General features: G+C 70.5%; 23 protein-coding genes. 19 read left to right on the forward strand and 4 right to left on the reverse strand.

What is annotated here, in order from left to right:
- Window positions 1-57: 57 nt before the first annotated feature.
- The 12 genes from tilS (at window position 58) to panC (ending at window position 10,566) form a co-directional block, all read left to right on the forward strand.
- On the forward strand, window positions 58-1,056 hold the full coding sequence (gene tilS / locus ACFQ0P_RS07145; protein WP_204977871.1) for a tRNA lysidine(34) synthetase TilS: 999 nt from the start codon (window positions 58-60) through the stop codon (window positions 1,054-1,056).
- 146 nt (window positions 1,057-1,202) lie between these two features.
- A complete protein-coding gene (gene hpt, locus ACFQ0P_RS07150) occupies window positions 1,203-1,754 on the forward strand; it encodes a hypoxanthine phosphoribosyltransferase (protein WP_204977873.1) in 552 nt (183 codons plus the stop codon).
- 250 nt (window positions 1,755-2,004) lie between these two features.
- Window positions 2,005-4,011, forward strand: a complete 2,007-nt coding sequence (ftsH, locus tag ACFQ0P_RS07155; RefSeq protein ID WP_204977874.1) for an ATP-dependent zinc metalloprotease FtsH — start codon at window positions 2,005-2,007, stop codon at window positions 4,009-4,011.
- A gap of 9 nt (window positions 4,012-4,020) precedes the next feature.
- Window positions 4,021-4,623: a GTP cyclohydrolase I gene (folE, locus tag ACFQ0P_RS07160; RefSeq protein ID WP_204977875.1), complete on the forward strand. Its 603-nt coding sequence runs from the start codon at window positions 4,021-4,023 to the stop codon at window positions 4,621-4,623.
- Complete coding sequence (folP, locus tag ACFQ0P_RS07165) at window positions 4,620-5,459, forward strand: dihydropteroate synthase (RefSeq protein WP_204977876.1); 840 nt, start codon at window positions 4,620-4,622, stop codon at window positions 5,457-5,459. The genes folE and folP overlap by 4 nt, the downstream gene beginning before the upstream one ends.
- Window positions 5,432-5,806, forward strand: a complete 375-nt coding sequence (folB, locus tag ACFQ0P_RS07170) for a dihydroneopterin aldolase (RefSeq protein ID WP_204977877.1) — start codon at window positions 5,432-5,434, stop codon at window positions 5,804-5,806. Before folP ends, folB begins: the two co-directional genes overlap by 28 nt.
- Window positions 5,803-6,336: a 2-amino-4-hydroxy-6-hydroxymethyldihydropteridine diphosphokinase gene (gene folK / locus ACFQ0P_RS07175; protein ID WP_204977878.1), complete on the forward strand. Its 534-nt coding sequence runs from the start codon at window positions 5,803-5,805 to the stop codon at window positions 6,334-6,336. Before folB ends, folK begins: the two co-directional genes overlap by 4 nt.
- Window positions 6,333-6,830: a DUF3180 domain-containing protein gene (locus ACFQ0P_RS07180; protein WP_204977879.1), complete on the forward strand. Its 498-nt coding sequence runs from the start codon at window positions 6,333-6,335 to the stop codon at window positions 6,828-6,830. The genes folK and ACFQ0P_RS07180 overlap by 4 nt, the downstream gene beginning before the upstream one ends.
- Window positions 6,772-7,356: a PH domain-containing protein gene (locus ACFQ0P_RS07185; RefSeq protein WP_204977880.1), complete on the forward strand. Its 585-nt coding sequence runs from the start codon at window positions 6,772-6,774 to the stop codon at window positions 7,354-7,356. The genes ACFQ0P_RS07180 and ACFQ0P_RS07185 overlap by 59 nt, the downstream gene beginning before the upstream one ends.
- A complete protein-coding gene (locus ACFQ0P_RS07190; protein ID WP_204977882.1) occupies window positions 7,353-9,011 on the forward strand; it encodes a PH domain-containing protein in 1,659 nt (552 codons plus the stop codon). The genes ACFQ0P_RS07185 and ACFQ0P_RS07190 overlap by 4 nt, the downstream gene beginning before the upstream one ends.
- Window positions 9,008-9,721: a DUF2520 domain-containing protein gene (locus ACFQ0P_RS07195; protein WP_204977883.1), complete on the forward strand. Its 714-nt coding sequence runs from the start codon at window positions 9,008-9,010 to the stop codon at window positions 9,719-9,721. Before ACFQ0P_RS07190 ends, ACFQ0P_RS07195 begins: the two co-directional genes overlap by 4 nt.
- Window positions 9,718-10,566 (forward strand): pantoate--beta-alanine ligase, encoded by an 849-nt coding sequence (gene panC, locus ACFQ0P_RS07200; RefSeq protein WP_204977884.1) that lies wholly within the window; start codon window positions 9,718-9,720, stop codon window positions 10,564-10,566. Before ACFQ0P_RS07195 ends, panC begins: the two co-directional genes overlap by 4 nt.
- A 17-nt stretch (window positions 10,567-10,583) precedes the next feature.
- Here panC and ACFQ0P_RS07205 read toward each other — a convergent pair whose 3' ends face one another.
- On the reverse strand, window positions 10,584-11,834 hold the full coding sequence (locus ACFQ0P_RS07205; RefSeq protein ID WP_204977885.1) for an MFS transporter: 1,251 nt from the start codon (window positions 11,832-11,834) through the stop codon (window positions 10,584-10,586).
- Window positions 11,835-12,009: 175 nt separating this feature from the next.
- Between ACFQ0P_RS07205 and lysS the strand changes: the two genes are divergently transcribed.
- Entirely contained in the window at window positions 12,010-13,521 is a 1,512-nt protein-coding gene (gene lysS / locus ACFQ0P_RS07210; RefSeq protein ID WP_378771766.1) for a lysine--tRNA ligase, read from the forward strand.
- Between the two features lie 7 nt (window positions 13,522-13,528).
- On the opposite strand, the gene ACFQ0P_RS07215 is transcribed toward lysS, so the two are convergent.
- Window positions 13,529-14,668: a DUF4192 family protein gene (locus tag ACFQ0P_RS07215; RefSeq protein WP_204977886.1), complete on the reverse strand. Its 1,140-nt coding sequence runs from the start codon at window positions 14,666-14,668 to the stop codon at window positions 13,529-13,531.
- Between the two features lie 127 nt (window positions 14,669-14,795).
- Between ACFQ0P_RS07215 and ACFQ0P_RS07220 the strand changes: the two genes are divergently transcribed.
- The 3 genes from ACFQ0P_RS07220 to ACFQ0P_RS07230 all read left to right on the forward strand — a co-directional run bounded on the left by ACFQ0P_RS07220 (window position 14,796) and on the right by ACFQ0P_RS07230 (window position 17,387).
- The gene (locus tag ACFQ0P_RS07220; protein ID WP_204977887.1) at window positions 14,796-15,002 is read left to right on the forward strand and encodes a hypothetical protein; all 207 of its coding nucleotides are present in this window, start codon (window positions 14,796-14,798) and stop codon (window positions 15,000-15,002) included.
- Window positions 15,003-15,055: 53 nt separating this feature from the next.
- The gene (gene cls / locus ACFQ0P_RS07225; RefSeq protein ID WP_204977888.1) at window positions 15,056-16,522 is read left to right on the forward strand and encodes a cardiolipin synthase; all 1,467 of its coding nucleotides are present in this window, start codon (window positions 15,056-15,058) and stop codon (window positions 16,520-16,522) included.
- A 130-nt stretch (window positions 16,523-16,652) separates the two neighbouring features.
- Window positions 16,653-17,387 carry a hypothetical protein gene (locus ACFQ0P_RS07230; protein WP_204977890.1) on the forward strand — a complete coding sequence of 245 codons (735 nt, stop codon included), beginning with the start codon at window positions 16,653-16,655 and terminating at the stop codon, window positions 17,385-17,387.
- Window positions 17,388-17,562: 175 nt separating this feature from the next.
- On the opposite strand, the gene ACFQ0P_RS07235 is transcribed toward ACFQ0P_RS07230, so the two are convergent.
- Both ACFQ0P_RS07235 and ACFQ0P_RS07240 read right to left on the reverse strand, forming a co-directional pair.
- On the reverse strand, window positions 17,563-17,802 hold the full coding sequence (locus ACFQ0P_RS07235) for a helix-turn-helix domain-containing protein (RefSeq protein WP_204977892.1): 240 nt from the start codon (window positions 17,800-17,802) through the stop codon (window positions 17,563-17,565).
- Window positions 17,799-18,422: a hypothetical protein gene (locus tag ACFQ0P_RS07240; RefSeq protein WP_204977894.1), complete on the reverse strand. Its 624-nt coding sequence runs from the start codon at window positions 18,420-18,422 to the stop codon at window positions 17,799-17,801. Before ACFQ0P_RS07240 ends, ACFQ0P_RS07235 begins: the two co-directional genes overlap by 4 nt.
- Window positions 18,423-18,619: 197 nt before the next feature.
- Here ACFQ0P_RS07240 and ACFQ0P_RS07245 point away from each other — a divergent pair, with 197 nt between their 5' ends.
- From ACFQ0P_RS07245 to ACFQ0P_RS07255, 3 genes are all read left to right on the forward strand, one after another.
- A complete protein-coding gene (locus ACFQ0P_RS07245) occupies window positions 18,620-21,145 on the forward strand; it encodes an ATP-dependent Clp protease ATP-binding subunit (RefSeq protein ID WP_204977896.1) in 2,526 nt (841 codons plus the stop codon).
- Between the two features lie 214 nt (window positions 21,146-21,359).
- A complete protein-coding gene (locus tag ACFQ0P_RS07250) occupies window positions 21,360-21,866 on the forward strand; it encodes an amino-acid N-acetyltransferase (protein WP_204977898.1) in 507 nt (168 codons plus the stop codon).
- A gap of 194 nt (window positions 21,867-22,060) precedes the next feature.
- Window positions 22,061-22,756 carry a hypothetical protein gene (locus ACFQ0P_RS07255; RefSeq protein WP_204977899.1) on the forward strand — a complete coding sequence of 232 codons (696 nt, stop codon included), beginning with the start codon at window positions 22,061-22,063 and terminating at the stop codon, window positions 22,754-22,756.
- Window positions 22,757-22,931: the final 175 nt, after the last annotated feature.

Consider the following 22,931-nt stretch of genomic DNA (forward strand, 5'->3'; position numbering starts at 1 on the left):
CCGTCGTCCGTCGGATCGCCGACGTCGTGCCCGGCGCCTCGCCGGTACGGTGGGCGGGTGGAGGACCGCAGGCCAGGACTCGATCCCGCCGTCGCCGAGGTGCGACGCGCCGTCCGTGCGGCGCTCGCCGGCGTCCCCGAGGGCTCCGTGGTGGTGATCGCCCTCTCCGGCGGCGCGGACTCCCTTGCGCTGGCCGCCGCGGCCGCGTTCGAGGCACCGAGGGCGGGGCTCACCGCGGCCGCGGTGACCGTCGACCACGGGCTGCAAGATGGGTCGGCGGATGCTGCGGCCGCCGCGTCCGCCCAGGCTCGCGCCCTCGGACTCGACGCTCGGGTCGTGCGCGCCGCCGTCGGCACGGACGGGGGCCCCGAGGCGGCCGCGCGCACGGCGCGGTACGCGGCACTGCGGGCGGCGGCATCCACTCTGCCCGCGACCGCGATCCTCGCCGGTCACACCCTCGACGACCAGGCCGAGACGGTGCTCTTGGGACTCGCCCGCGGATCAGGAGCCGCGAGCCTGCAGGGCATGGCCGAGTCGACCGACCTCGACGGCGTGACCCTGCTGCGGCCGCTCCTCGGCGTGCGCCGCGCGACCACGCGCGCCGCATGCCGCGCCGAGGGCCTCGAACCGTGGGAGGACCCCCACAACACCGAGTCGCGGTTCGCGCGGGTCCGCGTGCGGGAGTCGGTGCTGCCGGTCCTCGAGGCCGAGCTCGGACCCGGGATCGCCGAAGCGCTCGCCCGCACCGCGGCGCAGCTGCGCGAAGACGCCGAGGCCTTCGACGAGATGATCGACGAGACGATCGAGGACATCGTCGAGCACGTCGAAGCCGGGATCTCGGTCTCGGTCGGAGCGCTCGCCGCCAACCCGGCCGCGCTGCGGCACCGGATCATCCGGCACGTCGTGGCGAGCGAGTTCCACGAGAGCCTCACGCGCGCGCAGACCCTCCAGGTCGCGAGGCTCGTGATCGACTGGGCGGGGCAGGGTCCGATCGATCTGCCGGGATGCCGCGCCCGCCGCGTCGGGGGACGCATCGAGTTCACCGCTCGGCCGTGATCGCCCTGCCGCGCTCGCGCTGCAGTTCGCGACGCCGGCTGCGTCGCGCGACGGCGCGGGTGTCGCGATGTGCAGCGCGGACGGCGCGGCATCCGGCACCTGTGGATCGACCGAGACGACGGCGTCGATCCGCCTAGACTCTCTCCATGCGCGCGGCCGACATCCCAGGCGAACTGACCGAGATCCTCGTCACCGAGGAGCAGATCCTGGCGAAGCTGGAGGAGATCGGCGCCCGGGTCGCCGCGGACTACGCGGGCAAGGACCTCCTGCTCGTCGGCGTGCTCAAGGGCGCCGTGATGGTGATGGCCGACTTCTCGCGCGTGCTTCCGGTCACCGTGCCGATGGACTGGATGGCGGTGTCGTCCTACGGCGCGGGCACGAAGTCCAGCGGTGTGGTCCAGATCCGCAAGGACCTCGACACCGACCTGCACGACAAGCACGTGCTCATCGTCGAGGACATCATCGACTCGGGGCTGACGTTGAGCTGGCTGCTGGAGAACTTCGAGTCCCGCGGTGCCGCCTCGATCGAGGTGTTCGCCCTGTTGCGCAAGCCGGATGCCGCGAAGGTCGAGGTCGACTGCAAGTACGTGGGCTTCGACATCCCGAACGAGTTCGTGGTCGGCTACGGCCTCGACTACGCCGAGTGCTACCGCAATCTGCGCGACGTCGCCGTGCTCGCGCCCCACGTCTACGCGTAGAACCAGGCCTGCTGGGCGCGCTGGCGCTCGCACTCGACAACCGATTCGGCGTCGGCTTAAGCCGTCGGCGTGTCTCGATACGCGCGCTGGCGCTCGCACTCGACAACCGATTCGGCGTCGGCTTAAGCCGTCGGCGAATGCACAGTCGGCGCCTAGGAACGCCGCGATACCCTGATTCCACCGTTCTCGAGGCATCCGTTCGCTTCAGAGCCGGTTCGCCGACGAAAGGGATCGGGCTGGCGCCCGCACCATGGACTTCAAGAAGATCACCCGCAACCCGCTCTTCTACGTCCTGATCATCGGGATCTTCCTCATCGTGGGGTTCTCGCTCATCTCGAGCTTGAACGGCGCGAAGCAGATCTCGACGCAGGAAGGGCTCGAGCTGCTCGCCGGCGACACCGTCGTCGAGGTTCTCAACACCGACGGCGACCAGCGGGTCGACATGAAGCTGTCCGACGAGTACGAGGGCGCCACGGACGTGCAGTTCTACTACGTCCAGGCGCGTGCCGACGAGGTCGTCTCGGCCATCGACGCCGCCGACCCGGCGGACGGCTTCGACGATGCCGTGCCGCGCGCCACCTGGTTCGACGGGTTCCTCTCGCTCCTGCTGCCCATCCTGCTGCTGGGCCTGCTGTTCTGGTTCCTGCTGTCGAGCGCGCAGGGTGGCGGAAGCAAGGTGATGCAGTTCGGCAAGTCGCGCGCGAAGCTCGTGACCAAGGAGATGCCGCAGGTCACGTTCGGCGACGTCGCCGGCTCCGACGAGGCGATCGAGGAGCTCGAGGAGATCAAGGACTTCCTCAAGGATCCCGCGAAGTTCCAGGCCGTCGGCGCGCGCATCCCGAAGGGCGTCCTGCTGTACGGCCCTCCCGGTACCGGCAAGACGCTTCTCGCCCGCGCCGTCGCGGGTGAGGCGGGCGTCCCGTTCTACTCCATCTCGGGCTCGGACTTCGTCGAGATGTTCGTGGGTGTCGGCGCGAGCCGCGTGCGCGACCTGTTCAACCAGGCGAAGGAGACCGCCCCGGCGATCATCTTCATCGACGAGATCGATGCGGTCGGCCGTCACCGCGGCGCCGGCATGGGCGGCGGGCACGACGAGCGCGAGCAGACGCTCAACCAGATGCTCGTCGAGATGGACGGCTTCGACCCGAAGGCGAACGTCATCGTGATCGCGGCGACGAACCGCCCCGACATCCTCGACCCCGCGCTGCTGCGCCCCGGTCGGTTCGACCGGCAGATCGGCGTGGACGCGCCCGACCTCAAGGGCCGCCAGCGCATCCTCGAGGTGCACGGCCGCGGCAAGCCGCTGGCCGACGGGGTCGACCTCGAGGTCGTCGCCCGCAAGACGCCCGGGTTCACCGGCGCCGACCTGGCGAACGTCCTCAACGAGGCGGCGCTGCTGACGGCGCGATCCAACGCGCAGCTGATCGACAACCGTGCGCTCGATGAGGCCATCGACCGCGTCATCGCCGGACCGCAGCGGCGCACCCGCGTGATGAAAGACAAGGAGAAGCTGATCACGGCGTACCACGAGGGTGGTCACGCCCTGGTCGCCGCGGCGATGAACCACAGCGACCCCGTGACGAAGATCACGATCCTGCCGCGCGGCAAGGCGCTGGGCTACACGATGGTGATGCCCCTCGACGACAAGTACTCCATCACCCGCAACGAGCTGCAGGACCAGCTCGCGTGGGCGATGGGCGGCCGCGTCGCCGAGGAGATCGTCTTCCACGACCCGACGACCGGCGCCTCCAACGACATCGAGAAGGCGACGAGCATCGCCCGCAAGATGGTGACCGAGTACGGGATGACCACCGACGTCGGCCCCGTGAAGCTCGGCCAGTCCTCGGGCGAGGTCTTCATGGGTCGCGACATGGGTCACGGCCGCGACTTCTCCGAGCGCGTCGCCGAGCGCGTCGACACCCAGGTGCGCGGGCTCATCGAGCAGGCGCACAACGAGGCGTACCACGTGCTCAACGAGAACCGCGAGATCCTCGACCGGCTCGCGCTCGAGCTGCTCGAGAAGGAGACCCTCGACCACCTCGAGATCGCCGAGATCTTCGCGGACGTCAAGCGCCTCCCGCCGCGTCCGCAGTGGCTTTCGAGCGAGCAGCGTCCGGTCTCCGTGCTGCCCCCCGTCCAGGTCCCGGTCCGCGGCGAGCCCGTCGGCGCGGCGGCGCAGACCGAGGCCGAGCAGCCGGCGCCCGAGAAGGCCCCGCAGCGTCGCCCCAGCGGTCAGGCGCGTCCCGCGACCGCGTAGGCTCGGCGCGTGGCCGTCGATCGTGAGCGTGTCGCCGCGCTCGTGCGTGAACTGCTCGAGGCGATCGGAGAGGACCCCGATCGCCCGGGTCTCAAGCTGACCCCGGGCAGGGTCGCCGACGCCTACGCCGAGTTCTTCTCGGGTGTCGGAGAGGATGCAGCGGCCCCCCTCGCGCACACGATCTCGGTGACGCGCGGCCCGGCTCCCGACACGCTGCCCTCCGGCGCGGTCATGCTGCGCGACATCCGCTTCCGCTCCGTGTGCGAGCATCATCTCCTGCCGTTCCGCGGGCACGCGCACATCGCCTACCTGCCCGGCGAGCAGGTCGTGGGTCTCGGTGCGCTGCCGAAGGTCGTCGACGTGCTCTCGTCCCGCCCGCAGGTGCAGGAGCGTCTCGGGGAGCAGATCGCCGATGTGATCGCGGCATCCCTCGACACCCGCGGCGTGCTGGTGGTGCTCGACGCCTCCCACGAGTGCGTGACGATGCGCGGCGGACAGCAGGGCGATGCCTCGACGGTGACCATCGCGGCGCGCGGCGAACTCGCCGACCCCGTGGCCCGCGCCGAGCTGATCGCGCTGCTGTCGGGCGGCCACGGCGGAGCGCGCGAATGACCGTCGTCATGGGCGTCGTGAACGTCACCCCCGACTCCTTCAGTGACGGGGGGCGCTACGCGGATGCCGATGCCGCCGTCGCCCACGGGCTGCGGCTGCGCGACCAGGGCGCCGACATCCTCGATGTCGGTGGCGAGTCGACCCGGCCAGGTGCGGAGCGGGTCGACCCGGCGGTCGAGCAGCTGCGGGTCGTGCCGGTGGTCCGGGCGCTCGCCGACGCCGGAGCCGTCGTGAGCATCGACACGATGAACGCCGTGACCGCCCTCGCGGCGGTCGAGGCCGGCGCGCGCCTTGTCAACGACGTGTCGGGCGGTCTCGCCGACCCGGGGATGCTGGAAGCCGTCGCCGAGACGGACGCCGAGGTGGTGCTCGGTCATTGGCGCGGACCGTCGTCCGACATGTACGCGCAGGCGGAGTACTCGGATGTCGTCGCCGACGTGCTGGCGGAGCTCTCGGCGCGGGTCGAGGCGGCCGCAGGTGCGGGCATCGCTCCGTCGCGCGTGATCGTCGACCCGGGAATCGGGTTCGGCAAGCGCGGCACCCAGAACTGGGCGGCGCTGCGCGGAACGACGCGCCTGGCCGGGCTCGGCCCGCGGGTGCTGGTCGGCACGAGCCGGAAGCGATTCCTCGCGGAGACCCTGGCCGGCGCCGACGCGCGGGAGGACATCGGAGAGGCGCGACGGGATCTCGCGACGGCGGTGACGAGCGTGCTGGCGGCGCAGGCCGGAGCGTGGGGAGTCCGCGTGCACGATGTCGCCTCGACCGTCGATGCGCTGCGGATCGCGCACGCGTGGGAAGGGGAGAGCCGATGGGCGTCGCCGACCAGATCACGCTGACCGGGCTCCGCGTCTTCGGGCGCCACGGGGTCTATGACGAGGAGCGCCGGGACGGACAGGACTTCGTGGTTGATGTGACGCTCCGGCTCGACACCCGCGCGGCGGCGGCGAGCGACGACGTGGCCGACACAGTCCACTACGGCGAGATGGCTGAGCAGATCGCCGACCTCGTCGGCGGAGAGCCGGTCGATCTGCTCGAAACGCTCGCCGCCCGCATCGCCGATCGACTGCTGGAGCACACGCTCGTCGAGGAGGTCCGCGTGACGGTGCACAAGCCGCAGGCGCCGATCCCGCTGACGTTCACCGACGTGTCGGTGACGATCGAGCGCACGCGAGGAGGACGATGAACCGCCGGCTCGCGCAGGGATTCCACGACGAGGCCCACCCGACCCGTCACGCTCCGGTCGACGCGGTCGTCGCGCTGGGCGCCAACCTCGGCGATCGTCAGGACACGCTGGCATCTGCGGTCGAAGACCTGCGGAGGCTGCCGCTCGTCGACGAGGTCAGGGCATCTCGGCCGGTCGAGTCCGTCGCCGTGACCCTGCAGGGTCCGGATGCCTCGGCACCCGCCTACCTCAATGCGGTCGCCATCGTCACCACCCGGCTCGCCCCGACCGTGCTGCTGGGATACCTCCACGCGATCGAGGAGCGCCACGGCCGGGAACGGCGTGTCCGATGGGGGGACCGCACCCTGGACCTCGACCTGGTGGCGTTTGCCGACCTGCGCAGCGACGCGCCGGGGCTTCTGCTGCCCCACCCGCGCGCCGCCGAGCGCGATTTCGTCCTCGCCCCCTGGCTCGAGCTCGACCCCGACGCGGTGCTGCCCGGCGTCGGACGCGTCGACGAAGCCCTCGCTCGGCTGCGAGCCGCGCGATGAAGCGCACCGGGGCGGGAGTCCTCGTCGTCGCGGCCGCGCTCGGTGTGGCGGCGGGCTTCCTCGTCGACCAGGTGCTCACGTCGGCCGGGCGGCCGACATTCACTCCCGCGGTGACGCTGCCGATCCTGCTCGTGCTGCTCGGCGCGGTGGCAATCGCGCTCGCCGTGCCCATCCGCCGTGCCACGCGCGGGCGCCCCGGAGCGGCCGTGAACCCGTTCCGCGCCCTGCGCATCGCGATGCTCGCCAAGGCCTCGAGCATCGTCGGCGCCGTGATCGGGGGGATGGCCGTCGGGCTGCTCGTCTTCCTCGGAACCCGGCCGGTCGCACCGTCGCTAGGCTCGATGGGAACGGTGATCGCGACCGCGGTGTGCGGCGCGCTGCTCGTGGCGGCGGCGCTCGTCGCCGAGCACCTGTGCACGATCCGGAAGGACGACGATGACGAACAGCCCGGAGGCGACGAGCCCGGACTCGAGCCCCGCATCCACGGCCACTGAGCCGCAGGGGGCCGCATTCGATCGGCTCGTCGAGCCTCGCTCGGCGAATCGCCTGGTGCTCGAGGAGGGCGTGTGGCACCAGATCTCGCTCAAGTACGTGTGGGTGCAGTTCATCTCCACGGGCTCGTTCCTCGTGGTCGTCGTCGCTGCCATGCTCGTGCTGACGCTGGTCCTGGGCCAGACCTGGGCGTGGATCCCGGGCGGCATCCTCACCGCGATACTCGTCTGGACGCTCGCGATCCTCCCGCGCCAGGCGCGCGCGATCGGCTACCAGCTCCGTGACGACGACCTGGTGTTCCGCCGCGGCATCCTGTGGCAGCGCTTCGTCGCGGTCCCCTACGGCCGCATGCAGCTCGTCGACATCACCCACGGTCCGCTCGACCGCGGCTTCGGGATCGCCCAGCTCAAGTTCGTGACGGCCGCAGCCACCACGGGAGTCGTGATCCCGGGCCTCGAGCAGAAGCGGGCCGAGACGCTGCGCGACCACCTCATCGAGGTCGCCGAGAGCCGGCGCACGGGACTATGACCGACTCCGTCCCCGTGAAGGGCGCGCCGCCGCGCGAGCTCGTGCGCTCGCCGCTCAGCGACGGCGAGTGGCATCGCCTCCATCCCCTCACGCCTCTGCTGCGCGGGGGACTGTTCTTGATCGTGATCATCGGCGTGATCATCGCGAATCTGCGCGATCGCCTGATCGCTCTGTTCCTGCCGGAGGAGCTGCTCGAGTGGGAGAGCTCGGGCGGCGACCCGATCGACTACATCATCGCGAACAACCTGTACGTCGTCGCGGCGCTGTCCGTGCTCGGCGTCCTGCTGATCCTCGTCGCGGTGTTCTACCTCTCGTGGCGCTTCCACAGCTTCCGCATCACCGACGACGACGTCGAGGTCCGCAGCGGGATCCTGTTCCGCACGCAGCGGCGCGCGCCCCTCGACCGCGTCCAGGGGGTGAACCTCACGCGCCCGATGATCGCGCGACTGCTGGGGATGGCGAAGCTCGAGGTCGTCGGCGCCGGTGCGGACGCGAACGTCAAGCTCGAGTACCTCTCGACGTCGAACGCCGAGGCGGTGCGATCCGACATCCTTCGCCTGGCGTCGGGACGGCGGCTGGCGGATGCCGCGGCCTCCGCTCCCGGTCAGCCCTCGGGCGCGCGGGCCGACGGCCGCCTGGCCGCGCTCAGCCAGACCGTCGGCCGCGAGATCACCGGCCTCATCGAAGGATCGGAAGCGCCGGTCGATGTGCCGGAGTCCGTCGTGAACATCCCGGTCGGGCGGCTTGTGGCATCCCACATCGTGAGCATGTCGACGGTTGCGCTCATCGTGGCTGCGGTCGCCGTGTCGGTCGGGGTGTCCCTCGGTGCCACGTGGCTGCTGTTCGCAATGGTGCCGACCCTCATCGGCTTCGCGGCGTACTGGGTCCGGTCGATCGTGCGCTCGCTGCGGTACTCGATCGCGCCGACTCCCGACGGCGTCCGCATCACCTTCGGGCTGCTCACCACGGTGACCGAGATCGTCCCGCCCGGGCGCGTGCACGCCCTGGAAGTGACGCAGCCGATCCTGTGGCGACCCGCCGGGTGGTGGATGATCCGCATCAACCGCCTGACCGGCCGCAGTGCCGTGGACGGGTCGACCGACCAGTTCACGACCGCACTGCCGGTGGGGACGGCCGCCGATGTCGAGCGGGTCCTGCGCCTGCTCCAACCGGGCGTGCCCGAGACGGAGTGGCCGGTGATCGTGCAGGAGGGGATCCTCGGACCGCGCGACGCCGACACCTTCGTCAACACGCCGCCGCGGGCGTGGTGGATCCGGCCGCTGTCGTTCCGGCGCAACGGCTTCCGGCTGACCGACGACCTGCTCCTGCTGCGGCGCGGCGTGATCTGGCGCAAGCTCGCGATCCTGCCGCTCGCGCGCCTTCAGAGCCTCGGCCTGAACCAGGGACCGCTGGACCGGATGTCGCGCGTGGCGTCGCTGCACGCCCATGTCGTCTCGGGTCCCGTCTACGCCAACCTCTCCGCGATCGATCGGGACCGCGCGCTGACGCTGTTCGCGGACGCGTCGCGCGGCGCCGTCGCGGCCGCCTCGGGCGACCGCTCGCACCGGTGGGCCGAGACGCACGAGCACTCCGAGAAGCCCGACGCTCCGGGTGTGACCCTCTCGCCGGGGGGCGGCGCCGAGGGGGGAGCATGAGCCGCGAGGGGCGCCTCGGCATCGGGATCATCGGGGCGGGCAAGGTCGGCCCGATCGTCGGCGCGGCTCTCGGCGGCGCGGGTCACGCGCTCGTCGGCATCACCGCCGGATCCGATCCTGAGCGCGTCGAGGCGATCCTGCCGGGGGTGCCCACGCTCGAGCCGGCGGAGGTCGTGCGCAGGAGCGAGCTCGTGATCGTGGCGGTCCCGCACGACCAGCTGGAGGGTCTGGTGGCCGGGCTCGCGGCGCTCGGAGCCTGGCAGCCCGGCCAGCTGGTCCTGCACACCGACCCCGCGTTCGGCACGGCGGTGCTCACTCCGGCGATGGCCCAAGGGGCGATCCCTCTCGCGGTGCATCCTGCCCTGGTCTTCACGGGCACCTCGATCGATCTGAAGCAGCTCCCCACCGCCTACGCGGCGGTCACGGCGCCCGCGCCGGTGCTGCCGATCGCCCAGGCGCTGGCGGTGGAGCTCGGCTGCGAGCCCGTCGTGGTCGCCGAGGAGGATCGCCCGACGTATGCGGAGGCGGTCGGGGCGGCGACGGAGTTCTCGCGCTCGATCGTGCGGCAGTCGGCGGCGCTGCTCGCGGAGGCGGGCGTGCCGTACCCGGGCAGGTACCTGTCGGCGCTCGTGCATTCGACGATCGACCACTCGCTCGCCGACGCCGGCTCCGGACCGAGCGTCGACCCCGCCGCTACGATCGACGGATGATCAGCACCGTCGACGCGCTGCGCGCCCGACTCACCGAGGCCCGCACCGCCGCACCCGAGGGATCACGGGTCGCGCTCATCTCGACGATCGGCGCCCTGCACGACGGCCACATCGATCTCGTCCATCGCGCCCGCGAGGTCGCCGACATCGTGGTCGTGTCGGTGTTCGTGAACCCGCTCCGCTTCGCGACGCCCGCCGAGTACGCCGCGTACCCCCGGACCCCGGACGACGACGAGCGACTACTGGAGTCCCTCGGCGTCGACATCGTCTTCGCCCCCGCGGCGGCGGAGCTTCTTCCGGACGGCAGTGCGACGACGAAGGTGACCGCCGGCGATCTGGGCCTGCGCTACGAGGGGCGTGCCCGCCCGTTCTACTTCGACGGGCTCCTCACCGTCGAGGCGAAGCTGCTCAACCTCGTCCGACCGGACGTGGCCGTGTACGGCGAGCGCGACCCGCAGCGGATCTTCCTGATCCGCCGTATGGTGCGCGACCTGCTCTTCGACGTCGAGATCGCCACCGTCGGCACGGTGCGCGGCGACGACGGACTCCCCGTCTCGACCCGCGTCGGGATGCTCGAGGACCGTGACCTGTCGGCCGTGGGCCTCCTTCCGGCGGCTCTCGATGCGGCGGCGTCCAATGCCGACCGCGGCGTCGATGCGTGCATCGCGGCGGCGCAGTCGGCGCTCATGGGCGAGACGCGCATCCGGCTCGAATACCTGAGCGTGGTGGACCCGGCGACGTTCCTGCCGGTCGACGAGGGCCATCAGGGGCCCGCGCTGGCGCTCATCGCCGCGAGCGTCGCCGGTCACCGCTTCATCGACAACGCGCTGATCTACCTTCCGTGATGGTCGCCGTGGCTCCCTCATCCGTCGGTCGGGTCGTCCGCGGATCGAGCTGAAGCGGTCGGATCGTCCACGGCGAGCCGGCGCCGCATGACCACGCCCGCGCCGACCGTCGCGAGGAGGACGATCACGGAGAAGACGAGGAGCACCATCGTCTCGGGGGTGGTCTCCAGGCTCCAGCCCACGAGGAGGACGGGTCCGATGAGGCCCGTGTAGGCGATCAGGAAGAGCAGCGCCAGCGTCTCGCCGCGCCGGCCCGGCGCGGCGAGGGAGGCGGCGCCGGCGATCGCGGAGCGGAACATGATGCCCGCCCCGGCGCCCGCGACGATCCCGCCCGCGAGGAAGAGCGCGAACGCGGGGGTGAGCGCAACCGCCGCGATGCCGACGAGTCCGGCGACGAAGCATCCGATCGCGATCGCGAGCTGGGTTCGCTGCGCGACGCGCACGAGGGCGACCTGAGCCACGGCGGCCGCTCCGAACACGGCGAAGACCGTCGCCCCGTCGACCAGGTGGTCCGAGACGCGGAAGGTGTCGTGGAGGAACGTCGGTGCGAGCGACGTGAACAAAGCGAACAGCGCGAACGACGCGGCCGCACCGATCGAGGCCGCGGCGAAGGCGGCGCGGGATCGCGGCGGGAACGCCAGCCGCTGGGGCCGATAGGGCGTGTGGGCGGCGGCGGTGTCCACCGTCTCGGGGACCGCCCGCATGGCAACGGCGGCGACGAGGAACAGCACGAGGAACACGAGGTGCGGGAGCTCGAGCGGGTCGGGGAGGAACTCGGCGAACAGCCCGCCGATCAACGGCCCGAGCGCCAGTCCGCCCAGGTTCGCCGCCCCCGCGACCGACGCCGCGATCACCGGGTCCTCGGCGGGACGGGACCGTGCCCGGAGCTCCGCCAGATGCGCGGTCGCCGCCGCCGTCAGGATCCCCACGCTCACGCCGTCGACGAATCGGGCCAGGATCAGGCCCGGCACGGCATCCCAGAGCAGGAACACGAGCGCTGCCGCCGCCGACACGAGGAGCGCGAGGATCGCCATGCGGCGGCGACCCGCCCAATCGCTGATGTGACCGATGAGGAAGAGGCTGACCACGACGCCGACCGCGAAGGCGGCGAAGATCAGCGTCACCACCGCCACGGGAAACCGATCGGCCTCCTGGTAGAGCGGATACAGCGGTGTCGGCACGGTCGCGTACGCCGTCACCGCCGTGAAGGAGACCGCGACGGTCCAGAAGCCGGCGGAGTCCGACATGGTGCGACGAGGTCGTGGCATCGCTCGATCCGATCGGTCGAGGGGGCGCCTGCGGGAACGCGTCCGACGCTACTCCCGCAGAACACGGTCGCCAAGAGGCCGATGGGCTGTGCCGAGCCCCGGAAAGCATCGCTCGGGCCCTCGGTAGGATTGAGGGTCCGCGCGCCGCGGAGAACCCCACCGAGGAGCCCACCCCGTGACCGACACGACCGCGCCCGAACCGAGCGAAGAGGACGTCTTCGAGCAGAAGGCCGTGCGCATGGCCAAGCGGGATCGACTCCTCGACGAACGAGTGGATGCCGCGGCCGGCCCGTACCCGGTCGCCTTGCCCCTCACCGACACCATCCCGGCGCTGCGCGAGCGGTACGGCGACCTCGAGGCGGGGGCCGAGACCGGTGTGACGGCCGCCGTCGCCGGCCGCGTCGTCTTCAGCCGCAATACCGGCAAGCTCTGCTTCGCGACGCTGCAGTCGGGGGATGGCAGCCGCCTCCAGGCGATGGTGTCGCTGGCCGCAGTCGGCGAGGAGTCGCTCCAGCGGTGGAAGGAACTCGTCGATCTCGGCGACCACGTGTACGTGCGGGGCGAGGTCATCTCCAGCCGTCGCGGCGAGCTGTCGATCATGGTCTCGGAGTGGGCGATCGCCTCGAAGGCGATCCTGCCGCTTCCGAACATGTACACCGAGCTCAGCGAGGAGAGCCGCGTGCGCAGCCGGTTCCTCGACCTCATCGTGCGCGACCGCGCCCGCGAGACGGTCGTCGCCCGGGCGAAGGCGAACGCGAGCGTGCGGCAGACGTTCGCGAGCCACGGGTTCCTCGAGGTCGAGACCCCCATGCTTCAGATCCAGCACGGCGGGGCGTCCGCCCGGCCCTTCATCACCACCTCGAACGCGTTCGACACCGACCTCTACCTGCGCATCGCTCCGGAGCTCTACCTCAAGCGGGCCGTCGTGGGCGGAATCGAGCGCGTGTTCGAGATCAACCGCAACTTCCGCAACGAGGGCGCCGACTCCACGCACAGCCCCGAGTTCGTGATGATCGAGGCGTACCAGGCCTACTCCGACTACAACGGCATCGCCGACCTCACGCAGGAGATCGTCCAGAACGCCGCCGTCGCGGTCGCCGGATCGACCAGCGTCACGTGGGCGGACGGCACCGAGTACGACCTGGGCGGCCAGTGGGACCGCATCCCGATGTACGGGTCGCTGTCGGAGGCCGGCGGCCGCGAGATCACACCCGAGACGCCGGTCGAGGAGCTCATCGCGTTCGCGAACGAGGTCGGCGCCGACATCCCCCCGCACGCCACGCACGGCAAGCTCGTCGAGGAGCTGTGGGAGCACTTCGTCAAGCCAGACCTCACGCGTCCGACGTTCGTGATGGACTTCCCGATCGACACGAGCCCGCTCGTGCGCGAGCACCGTTCGATCCCGGGCGTCGTCGAGAAGTGGGACCTCTACACGCGGGGCTTCGAGCTCGCGACCGGCTACTCCGAGCTGGTCGACCCGGTCATCCAGCGCGAGCGGTTCGTCGAGCAGGCGAAGCTGGCGGCCCGCGGAGACCTCGAGGCCATGCGCATCGACGAGGAGTTCCTGCGTGCGCTCGAGCACGGCATGCCGCCCACCGGGGGCATGGGCATGGGGATCGATCGTCTCCTCATGGCGATCACCGGTCTCGGCATCCGCGAGACGATCCTCTTCCCGCTCGTGAAGTAGCACCGTCTCACCGCCGTTTGCGTCCGGCGGGCCGGAATGCCCAGTCGGGGAGATGGCCCGCCTGCACGAACGACTTCACGATCTCGCTGAGCCCGTGGTCCGGCTCGATCTCGCACGCGGCACTCGCGTACACGTCGGCGTGCGTCGAGCGCCCGAGCGACCACGAAAGCCACGCGCACAGGGACAGCGTCCCGGGTCGCGACGCACGCGGTGCGAGGGCGGCCACATGCCGGGAGAGCTCGAGCGCCCGCGCGAGCCGCGCGACATCGGGGCGTTCCCCCTCGCCCCACATGCGCATCGCGAGGTCGCCCGGGTACTCCTCGCCCGACTCCCATCGCAGCTGGGCCTCGAGCGCGGTGTCGCCGTCGGCCATCGTCCCGGCCCACTGGACGAGGGCGACGTCGCGCAGCGCCGGTCGGTCGAGACACCAGGCGACGGTGGCGGCGTCGAAGGGAGACAGGTTGTCGACGGGCCAGGACAGGGCATCCTCGAAGAGCGCGGGCAGGTCGTCGAGGGCGCACGCGGCCGCGAGTGCCCTCGGGTCGACGCGTCCGCCGCCGTCGGTTCCGTCGTCGTCGTCGGACCCGTTGAGGATGCCGACGGCACGAGTGAGCGCGATCAGCGCGCGTCCGACCCGCTCCTGCTCGACGAGACCCGTCGCGGGCAGCTCCGCGCCGGAGCCCTGATCTCCGGCGACCATCTCGAGGTCCTCGGTGCCGGGAGGGACGGCGTCGAGCTCGGTGAGCGCGCGGCCGCCCGGCGGCAGCGCGGCGTCGAACCGTGAACCCCAGCCATCGGGCGCGAGGCACAGGGCGTCCCCCATCCGCAGACCCGACTCGTCGGCACGCCGTTCGAGCGCGTCGAAGAGGCCGGCGTGCGGCATCCCGCCCCCGTCGAACCGGACGTCGGTGCAGACCACCGCGGCAACGGCGTCGGCGCCGGGGAGCCGGCACACCATGCCCACGGCGGTGGCCGCGAACCCGTCCACGTCGTCCGGGTCATCGGGAAGATCGAACCTCATGGCCCCGATGCTCCGCGTGCCTTCGAAGGGCACCATCACGAGGCTCCGCGAAGGCTGATAGCCGAGCATGCGCGGGACGAGGGACAGGAAGGATGCGGCATCGGCCGCTTTCACGATGGTGGTCATGCCCACCGACTCTGCGCCCGCTGGCGCCGCGCCCGCTGGGGACACGGGAGATCTGTGGACGGCCGCCCCCAGCCCGGCGATGGGGAGGAAGGGCGGCGCGGTCCGCGACGCCCCGTATCCTGGAGGTATGGACGATTACTGGGTCGCCGTCCTCTGGACGCTGCTGCCGACGATCGTCGTGAGCGCGATCTTCTTCTTCGTGCTCCGGAGCATCATCCGAGCCGACCGCACCGAGCGCCGCGAGTACGCCCGCATCGAGGCGGAGGAGCGCGCGAAGCGCGGACTTCCCCCCGCGACGGGAACGACCGAACCCGCCCCCGTCGCCGAGCGCTGACCCCGGCCCCCACTACGCTGGGCTCACGCCTTCCACCAGCGCGAGGAGCCAGGGTGATCAGCATCACGTTCGACGCGACGTGGTGGCTGGTGCTCGTCTTCGTGGTCGACCTGGCGATCCGCATCGCGGCCATCATCATCGTGCCGCGCAACCGGCGCCCCACTGCGGCGATGGCGTGGCTCCTGGCGATCTACTTCATCCCGCTCATCGGGGTGTTCCTGTTCCTCCTGATCGGCAACCCGCGACTGCCGCGCAAGCGCCGCCGCAAGCAGGAGGACATCAACGAGTACATCCACGACACCTCGGCGTCGCTCGACTTCGGCACGCTGCGTCCGCACGCCCCCGACTGGTTCACGTCGCTGGTGACCCTCAACCGCAACCTGGGCGCGATGCCGCTCGCGGGCGACAACTCCGCCCACATCATCGGCGGCTACCAGGAGAGCCTCGACGCCATGGCCGACGCCATCCGCAAGGCGGAGCGGTACGTGCACGTCGAGTTCTACATCTTCCAGGCCGACACGGCGACCGACAACTTCTTCACGGCGCTCGAAGAGGTCTGCGCGCGCGGCGTTGCGGTGCGCGTCCTCCTGGACCACTGGGCGAATCGGGGTAAGCCGTTCTACAAGGCCACGCTCAAGCGTCTCGACGCGATGGGCGCGCAGTGGCGCCTGATGCTTCCGGTCCAGCCGCTGAAGGGCAAGTACCAGCGGCCGGATCTGCGCAACCACCGCAAGCTCCTCGTCGTCGACGGGCGCGTGGCCTACACCGGATCGCAGAACGTCACCGACTCGACGTACAACCTGCCGAAGAACATCCGACGCGGCCTGCACTGGGTCGACCTCATGGTGCGCGTCGAGGGGCCGGTCGTGGCATCCATCAATGCGGTGTTCCTCTCGGACTGGTACAGCGAGACCGACGAGGTGCTCACCGAGGAGATCGACCTGTTCTCGGTGAGATCCGGGCCCGGCGACCTCGACTGCCAGATCATCCCGTCGGGCCCGGGGTTCGAGTTCCAGAACAACCTCAAACTGTTCGCGGGCCTGCTCTACGCCGCCCAGCGCAAGATCATCGTCGTGAGCCCGTACTTCGTCCCCGACGAGGCGCTGCTCCTCGCGATCACCACCGCGTGCCAGCGCGGCATCCATGTCGAACTGTTCGTGTCGGAGGAGGGGGACCAGGCGCTGGTCTACCACGCGCAGCGCAGCTACTACGAGGCGCTGCTGCGGGCCGGCGTGAAGATCTGGATGTACCAGCGGCCGTTCATCCTGCACTCGAAGTCCATGACGATCGACGACGAGGTCGCGATCGTCGGATCGAGCAACATGGACATGCGGTCGTTCGGTCTCAACATGGAGATCTCGATGCTCGTGCGCGGCGAGGAGTTCGTGCATGAGATGCGCGCCGTCGAGGACGGCTACCGCTCCCTCAGCCGCGAGCTCACGCTCGAGGAGTGGATGAAGCAGCCGCTGCGGTCGACCGTGCTCGACAACCTGGCGCGCCTCACCTCTGCGCTTCAATAGGTGATCTTGCGGGTGATTGTGACCGGTCCGTGACCGCACACCCTGAGATTCCCGGGGCGATCGCGACACCATAAGGGACGACGGATGCCGCGGCACCGGCATGCGCCTCAGCTCACGGAAGGGTTCTCCCATGGCAACTCGCACCCGCACGGCCCTCGCTGCACTCGGCGTGGCCGTCCTCCTGACCGGTGTCCTCGCCGCGTGCGCCACCGGCAGCGGCGGAACGCCGTCGACCGCGCCGACCACGAACGACGACGACGGGGGCTCCACCGAGCAGGAGATCAGCGCCGCGTGGCTCGACGGCGGACGCTCGATCGGCATCGTCACCCAGGGCAGCTCGACCTGCATCCCGACCGCCGAGGAGACGACGTACGCCGATGGCGTGCTCAACGTCACGCTCGTCGATGTCGAGGGCGACACCGCGTGCACCGCAGACCTGGTGCCCCGGGTCTCCCTCGTCGGCGTGCCCGGAGACGTCGACCCCGAGCAGGAGCTCGAGATCAAGGTCACCGGTGACGGCTGGGCCGGCGACACCGACCTCGACGGTGTGCCGGGGCTGGCCACCGGGGGCGAGACGGACTACGCGCCGAGCGCGGGCTGGACCGACGTCGACGGGCAGTTCGTGATCCTCACGTGGGGCTCGTCCTCCTGCGTGCCGGTGATCGAGAACACCGAGCTCACGAGCGAGACCGAGATCACGGTGACCTTCGTCGACCCGCCGGAGGACCAGGCCTGCACGATGGACATGGCCCCGCGCGGCACGGTCACGGCCGTGCCCGAGGACCCGGACGAGGACGCCGGGATCGTCGCGATCCTCACCGGCGCCGAGTTCGAGGACGTCCGGGTCCCGATCATCCCGAACTGACGCCGCAGGGAGGGATGCCGCGGGCCGAGGCATCCCTCCCTCGCGCCTCTCCCGTGGGGGTGGGGGCGCCGCTGCCGCTGCAGTTCGCGACACCGGCGCCGTCGCGCGACGCAGCGCGCGTCGCGAACTGCAGCGCTACGCCCGCCGCCGCGCACCGGCGAGGGATGCCTCGGCCTCAGGTGTCGGCGCGGACGAGCAGCTCGCCGATCTCGCAGTCCAGCGCGCGGCAGATCGCCGAGAGGGTGGAGTAGCGGATCGCGCGGGCCCGGTCGTTCTTGAGGATGGACAGGTTCACCACCGAGACGCCGACGAGCTCGGAGAGCCGGGTGAGCGTCATTCCGCGGGCTTCGAGCAGCTCGTCGAGCCGGCAGTGGACTCCGGAAGGTCCTTCGTCCTCGGTCGCGGCGGGCGTCATACGAGAAGCTCCGTCTCGCGCTGGAGCCGGTCGCCGACCGAGAACGCCGTCGTCACGATGGCCCCGATGAAGGCCGCGCCGAACCACAGCACGGGATTGACGGCGATGATGACGTTGTCGAACGTCCGCTCCGAGATCCACGCGAACGCGCCGTTCGCGCCCATGTTGCCGAAGAACGGCGCGGCCGCGAAGCCGAAGAGCGCTGCTCCGGTCGCCGTCGCGACGAGTGCGGTGTGCCGGCGGCTGAAGAGCCTCCCGTGGAGCACGCCCCACGTGAGCCAAAGGAGGCAGCCGACCGTCACCGTCACCGACGCCACGATCACGAGCTGCTCGAGGACCAGGGCGACCGTCGAGGCGATCGGCAGCTCCGGCGGGAGGAGCACCGCCCGGTCGAGCTCGACGGTCACGCCGGCGCCGCCCGGTCCGATGGGCGCGTCGGCGGGGGTGCCCGAGAACTCGGCGGGGACGGGGACGATCTCGGCGGTGAGCACCTCGATGATGCGGCGCACCGCGAGCACGATCGTCCACACGACGAACGCCGCTCCCAGCAGCGCGTAGAACCACATCGCGGCGGCGTCCCAGCGGGACCACACCTTCGCTTCCTCTGTCCGAGCACTCATCGTCCCGCCCTTCCGTATCGATAAACGTTGTTATCGAAAAACGATAAGCCACCGGATGCCGCGGCGCAATCACGTCGCTCACGGGCGACGGTCCGCCCCTGGCGAACACGCGCTTGCGGCATCCACCCGCGCCGTACCCTCGTGTGTAAGGAGCCAGACGTGCATCACGGCACCGTGCGCACCCCGGAGGAAAGACGATGTTCGAGAGATTCACCGACCGTGCCCGTCGAGTGGTCGTCCTCGCCCAGGAAGAGGCGAAGATGCTCAACCACAACTACATCGGCACCGAGCACATCCTGCTCGGCCTGATCCACGAGGGCGAGGGCGTCGCCGCCAAGGCCCTGGAGTCCCTCGGCATCTCGCTCGACGCCGTGCGCGAGCAGGTGCAGGACATCATCGGCCAGGGTCAGCAGCAGCCGACCGGCCACATCCCCTTCACTCCGCGCGCCAAGAAGGTGCTCGAGCTGTCGCTGCGCGAGGCGCTGCAGCTCGGGCACAACTACATCGGCACCGAGCACATCCTCCTCGGCCTCATCCGCGAGGGCGAGGGCGTCGCCGCACAGGTGCTGGTGAAGCTCGGCGCAGACCTCAACAAGGTGCGTCAGCAGGTCATCCAGCTGCTGTCGGGATACCAGGGCAAGGAGCCCGCGGGCGTCGCGAGCGGTGCCGGCGAGCAGACCCAGGGCACCACCCAGGGCGGGTCCCAGGTGCTCGACCAGTTCGGCCGCAATCTCACGCAGGCCGCCCGCGACAACAAGCTCGACCCGGTCATCGGGCGCGAGAAGGAGATCGAGCGCGTGATGCAGATCCTCTCGCGCCGCTCGAAGAACAACCCCGTCCTCATCGGCGAGCCCGGTGTCGGAAAGACGGCGGTCGTCGAGGGCCTCGCCCAGGCCATCGTCAAGGGCGATGTGCCCGAGACGCTGAAGGACAAGCAGCTCTACTCGCTCGACCTCGGCTCGCTCATCGCCGGCTCCCGCTACCGCGGTGACTTCGAAGAGCGCCTCAAGAAGGTCACGAAGGAGATCCGCACGCGCGGCGACATCATCGTCTTCATCGACGAGATCCACACCCTCGTGGGCGCCGGCGCCGCCGAGGGTGCGATCGACGCCGCATCGATCCTCAAGCCGCTCCTCGCCCGTGGCGAGCTGCAGACCATCGGCGCGACCACGCTCGACGAGTACCGCAAGCACTTCGAGAAGGATGCCGCGCTCGAGCGCCGCTTCCAGCCGATCCAGGTCGCCGAGCCGAGCCTTCCCCACGCGATCAACATCCTGAAGGGGCTGCGCGACCGCTACGAGGCCCACCACAAGGTGCAGATCACCGACGGCGCGATCGTCGCCGCGGCGAACCTCGCCGACCGGTACATCTCGGACCGCTTCCTGCCCGACAAGGCGATCGACCTGATCGACGAGGCCGGCGCCCGCCTGCGCCTGTCGATCCTCTCGAGCCCGCCCGAGCTGCGGGAGTTCGACGAGAAGATCGCCCACGTGCGCGAGCAGAAGGAAGTCGCCTCCGAGGAGCAGGACTTCGAGAAGGCCGCGTCGCTGCGCGATGAGGAGAAGTCCCTCCTCGCCGAACGGCTGCGCCTCGAGAAGCAGTGGCGCTCGGGCGACGTCGCCTCACACGCGGTGGTCGACGAGGGCCTGATCGCCGAGGTGCTCGCCCAGGCGACCGGCATCCCGGTCTTCAAGCTCACCGAGGAGGAGTCCAGCCGCCTCGTCTTCATGGAGAAGGCGCTGCACCAGCGAGTCATCGGCCAGGAGGAGGCCATCGCCGCCCTGTCCAAGACGATCCGCCGTCAGCGTGCGGGTCTGAAGGACCCGAAGCGCCCGTCGGGCTCGTTCATCTTCGCCGGCCCGACCGGTGTCGGAAAGACCGAGCTGGCCAAGGCGCTCGCCGAGTTCCTCTTCGACGACGAGTCGGCGCTCATCTCGCTCGACATGTCGGAGTTCGGTGAGAAGCACACCGTGTCGCGGCTCTTCGGCGCCCCTCCCGGATTCGTCGGCTTCGAGGAGGGCGGCCAGCTCACCGAGAAGGTGCGCCGCAAGCCGTTCTCTGTCGTGCTGTTCGACGAGATCGAGAAGGCCCACCCCGACATCTTCAACTCGCTGCTGCAGATCCTCGAGGAGGGGCGCCTCACCGACGGTCAGGGTCGCGTCATCGACTTCAAGAACACGGTGATCATCATGACGACCAACCTGGGTTCGTCGGCGATCGCCGGAGGCCCCGTGGGCTTCCAGGTCGAGGGCAACAGCGGCACGACCTACGAGCGGATGAAGGGCAAGGTCAACGAGGAGCTCAAGCGCAACTTCAAGCCCGAGTTCCTCAACCGCGTCGACGACATCATCGTCTTCCCGCAGCTCGACAAGGACGAGCTGCGCCAGATCGTGGGTCTTTTCACCAAGCGCCTCGGCGAGCGTCTGCTCGACCGCGACATGACGGTGGAGCTGACGGATGCCGCGAAGGACAAGCTCATCGACATCGGGTTCGACCCGGCGCTCGGCGCTCGCCCGCTGCGTCGCGCGATGCAGCGCGAGGTCGAGGACCGCCTGTCCGAGAAGATCCTCCACGGCGAGCTCGAGCCCGGCGATCACGTGAAGGTCGACGCCCAGAACGGCGAGTTCGTCTTCGAGACCGGCCCGCGCGGCGAGAAGGTCGCGGTGGGCGTCGTCCACGGCGGCGAGATCACCGCGACGCCCGACCTGGCGGCCAACGCGTAGCGCGCATACACGGAACGAACGGAGAGCGGATGCTGAGGCATCCGCTCTCCGTCGTTTCCGCGTGGTGCGGTGAAACGCTCGGGAGAATTCGCGGTGGAGCGGCGCCCACGGCGTCCGGCCTCGCGAAATCTCCCGCGGGTTTGACAAGTGGACGCGGGCAGACACGACGCGGAACGAGCAAGAAGTGGCCCGGTGCCGGGCCTAACCTGGACGGATGAGCGAGTTCACGGTGCGGCCTGCGACGACGGCGGACGTGCGGGGCATCCAGGCGATGCTGGAGCCGTTCGTGCAGCGCCGCATCCTGCTCGGCAAGGACCTCGTCGTGCTGTACGAGGCGACGCAGCAGTTCGTCGTCGCCGAGAGCGCCGGCGGCGAGCTCGTGGGCTGCGGTGCCCTCCACGTCCTGTGGGAGGACCTTGGCGAGATCCGCACGCTCATCGTCGTCGACGAGTGGCTGCACCGCGGCGTCGGGCGGGCGATCGTCGAGACCCTAGAGAACAATGCCCGCCGTCTCGGACTCGCCCGGCTCTTCTGCCTGACCTTCGAGGTCGAGTTCTTCACCCGTCGGGGGTTCGCGCCGATCGGCGAGCAGGTCGTGGACCCGGACGTCTACTCGCAGCTGATCCGCTCTCCCGACGAAGGTGTCGCGGAGTTCCTCGATCTCGCGCACGTGAAGCCCAACACGCTCGGCAACACCCGCATGCTCAAGGAGCTCGGGTGAGGCCGGGGGTCGTGTCCTGATGCGGATGTCGCCCGCCTGGGTCCTCGCGATGCCGGTGCTCTCGCTCCTCGCCCTGGCGATGCTGCTCGGGATCCTGGAGTTCATCGTCCTGATGCTCGTCAGCTGAGCTCCGCGCCCGGGCACCCGGGCGTGCCGGGCGAGTGCGTGACCGCGGGCCGCCTACCCTGGAAAGCATGAGCGCGCCGACCCCCCGACGACGGCACTCGCCCGCCGTGTACCGCCGGCGGCGCCTGGTCGTCCTCCTCGCGCTGATCGCGGTGGCCGCGGTGGTCGTGTGGCTTCTCGTGGCACAGCCATGGCGGGGCGCGGCATCCGAGATCCCCGTTCCGCAGGTGTCGCAGACGCCGGATGCCTCGGCCCAGCCCACGCCGACCGCCACGCCGTCGCCGTCAGCGACGCCGACCCCCACGGCGGAGGCGAAGCCGACACCGTCGCCGACCGCGACGGCCGCGTCGGACATCGAGCCGTGCCTGGCCCGGAACGTCACCGTGGAGGCGGTGACCGACCGGACCTCGTACGCCGCCGACCAGCAGCCGGCGTTCACGATCACGCTCACCAACACCGGCGGTGCCGACTGCACGATGAACGTCGGGACGACCACCCAGGTGTACACGGTCACGAGCGGGAACGACGTGTGGTGGCGGTCGACCGACTGCCAGAGCGAGCCGAGCGACATGATCGTGACGCTGGCCGCGGGGCAGTCGGTGTCGAGTGCGGCGCCGCTCGTGTGGGACCGCACCCGCTCTGCCGTCGACACGTGCGACCAGGACTCCCGCCAGCGCGCGCCCGGGGGAGGGGCCTCGTACCACCTCGCCGTCGAGATCGGCGGCGTCGGGTCCACGCAGACCACGCAGTTCCTGCTGTACTGACCGGAGCCGCGAGCTCCACTCCGGGTACTGCGGACCTCGCCGAGAGGCGCCGAGAGGCGAAGACGACCGAACCGGGTCGTGTGCGGACGTCGGATGCGCACGCTCGACCCGGTCCCGGGCGCAGACCGGTCCCGGGCACAGAAAAGGCCCCCGGGGTTGGGGACTCCCGGGGGCC

It is taken from the genome of Microbacterium insulae (assembly GCF_042677065.1).
In the GTDB taxonomy this organism is placed as follows: domain Bacteria; phylum Actinomycetota; class Actinomycetes; order Actinomycetales; family Microbacteriaceae; genus Microbacterium; species Microbacterium insulae.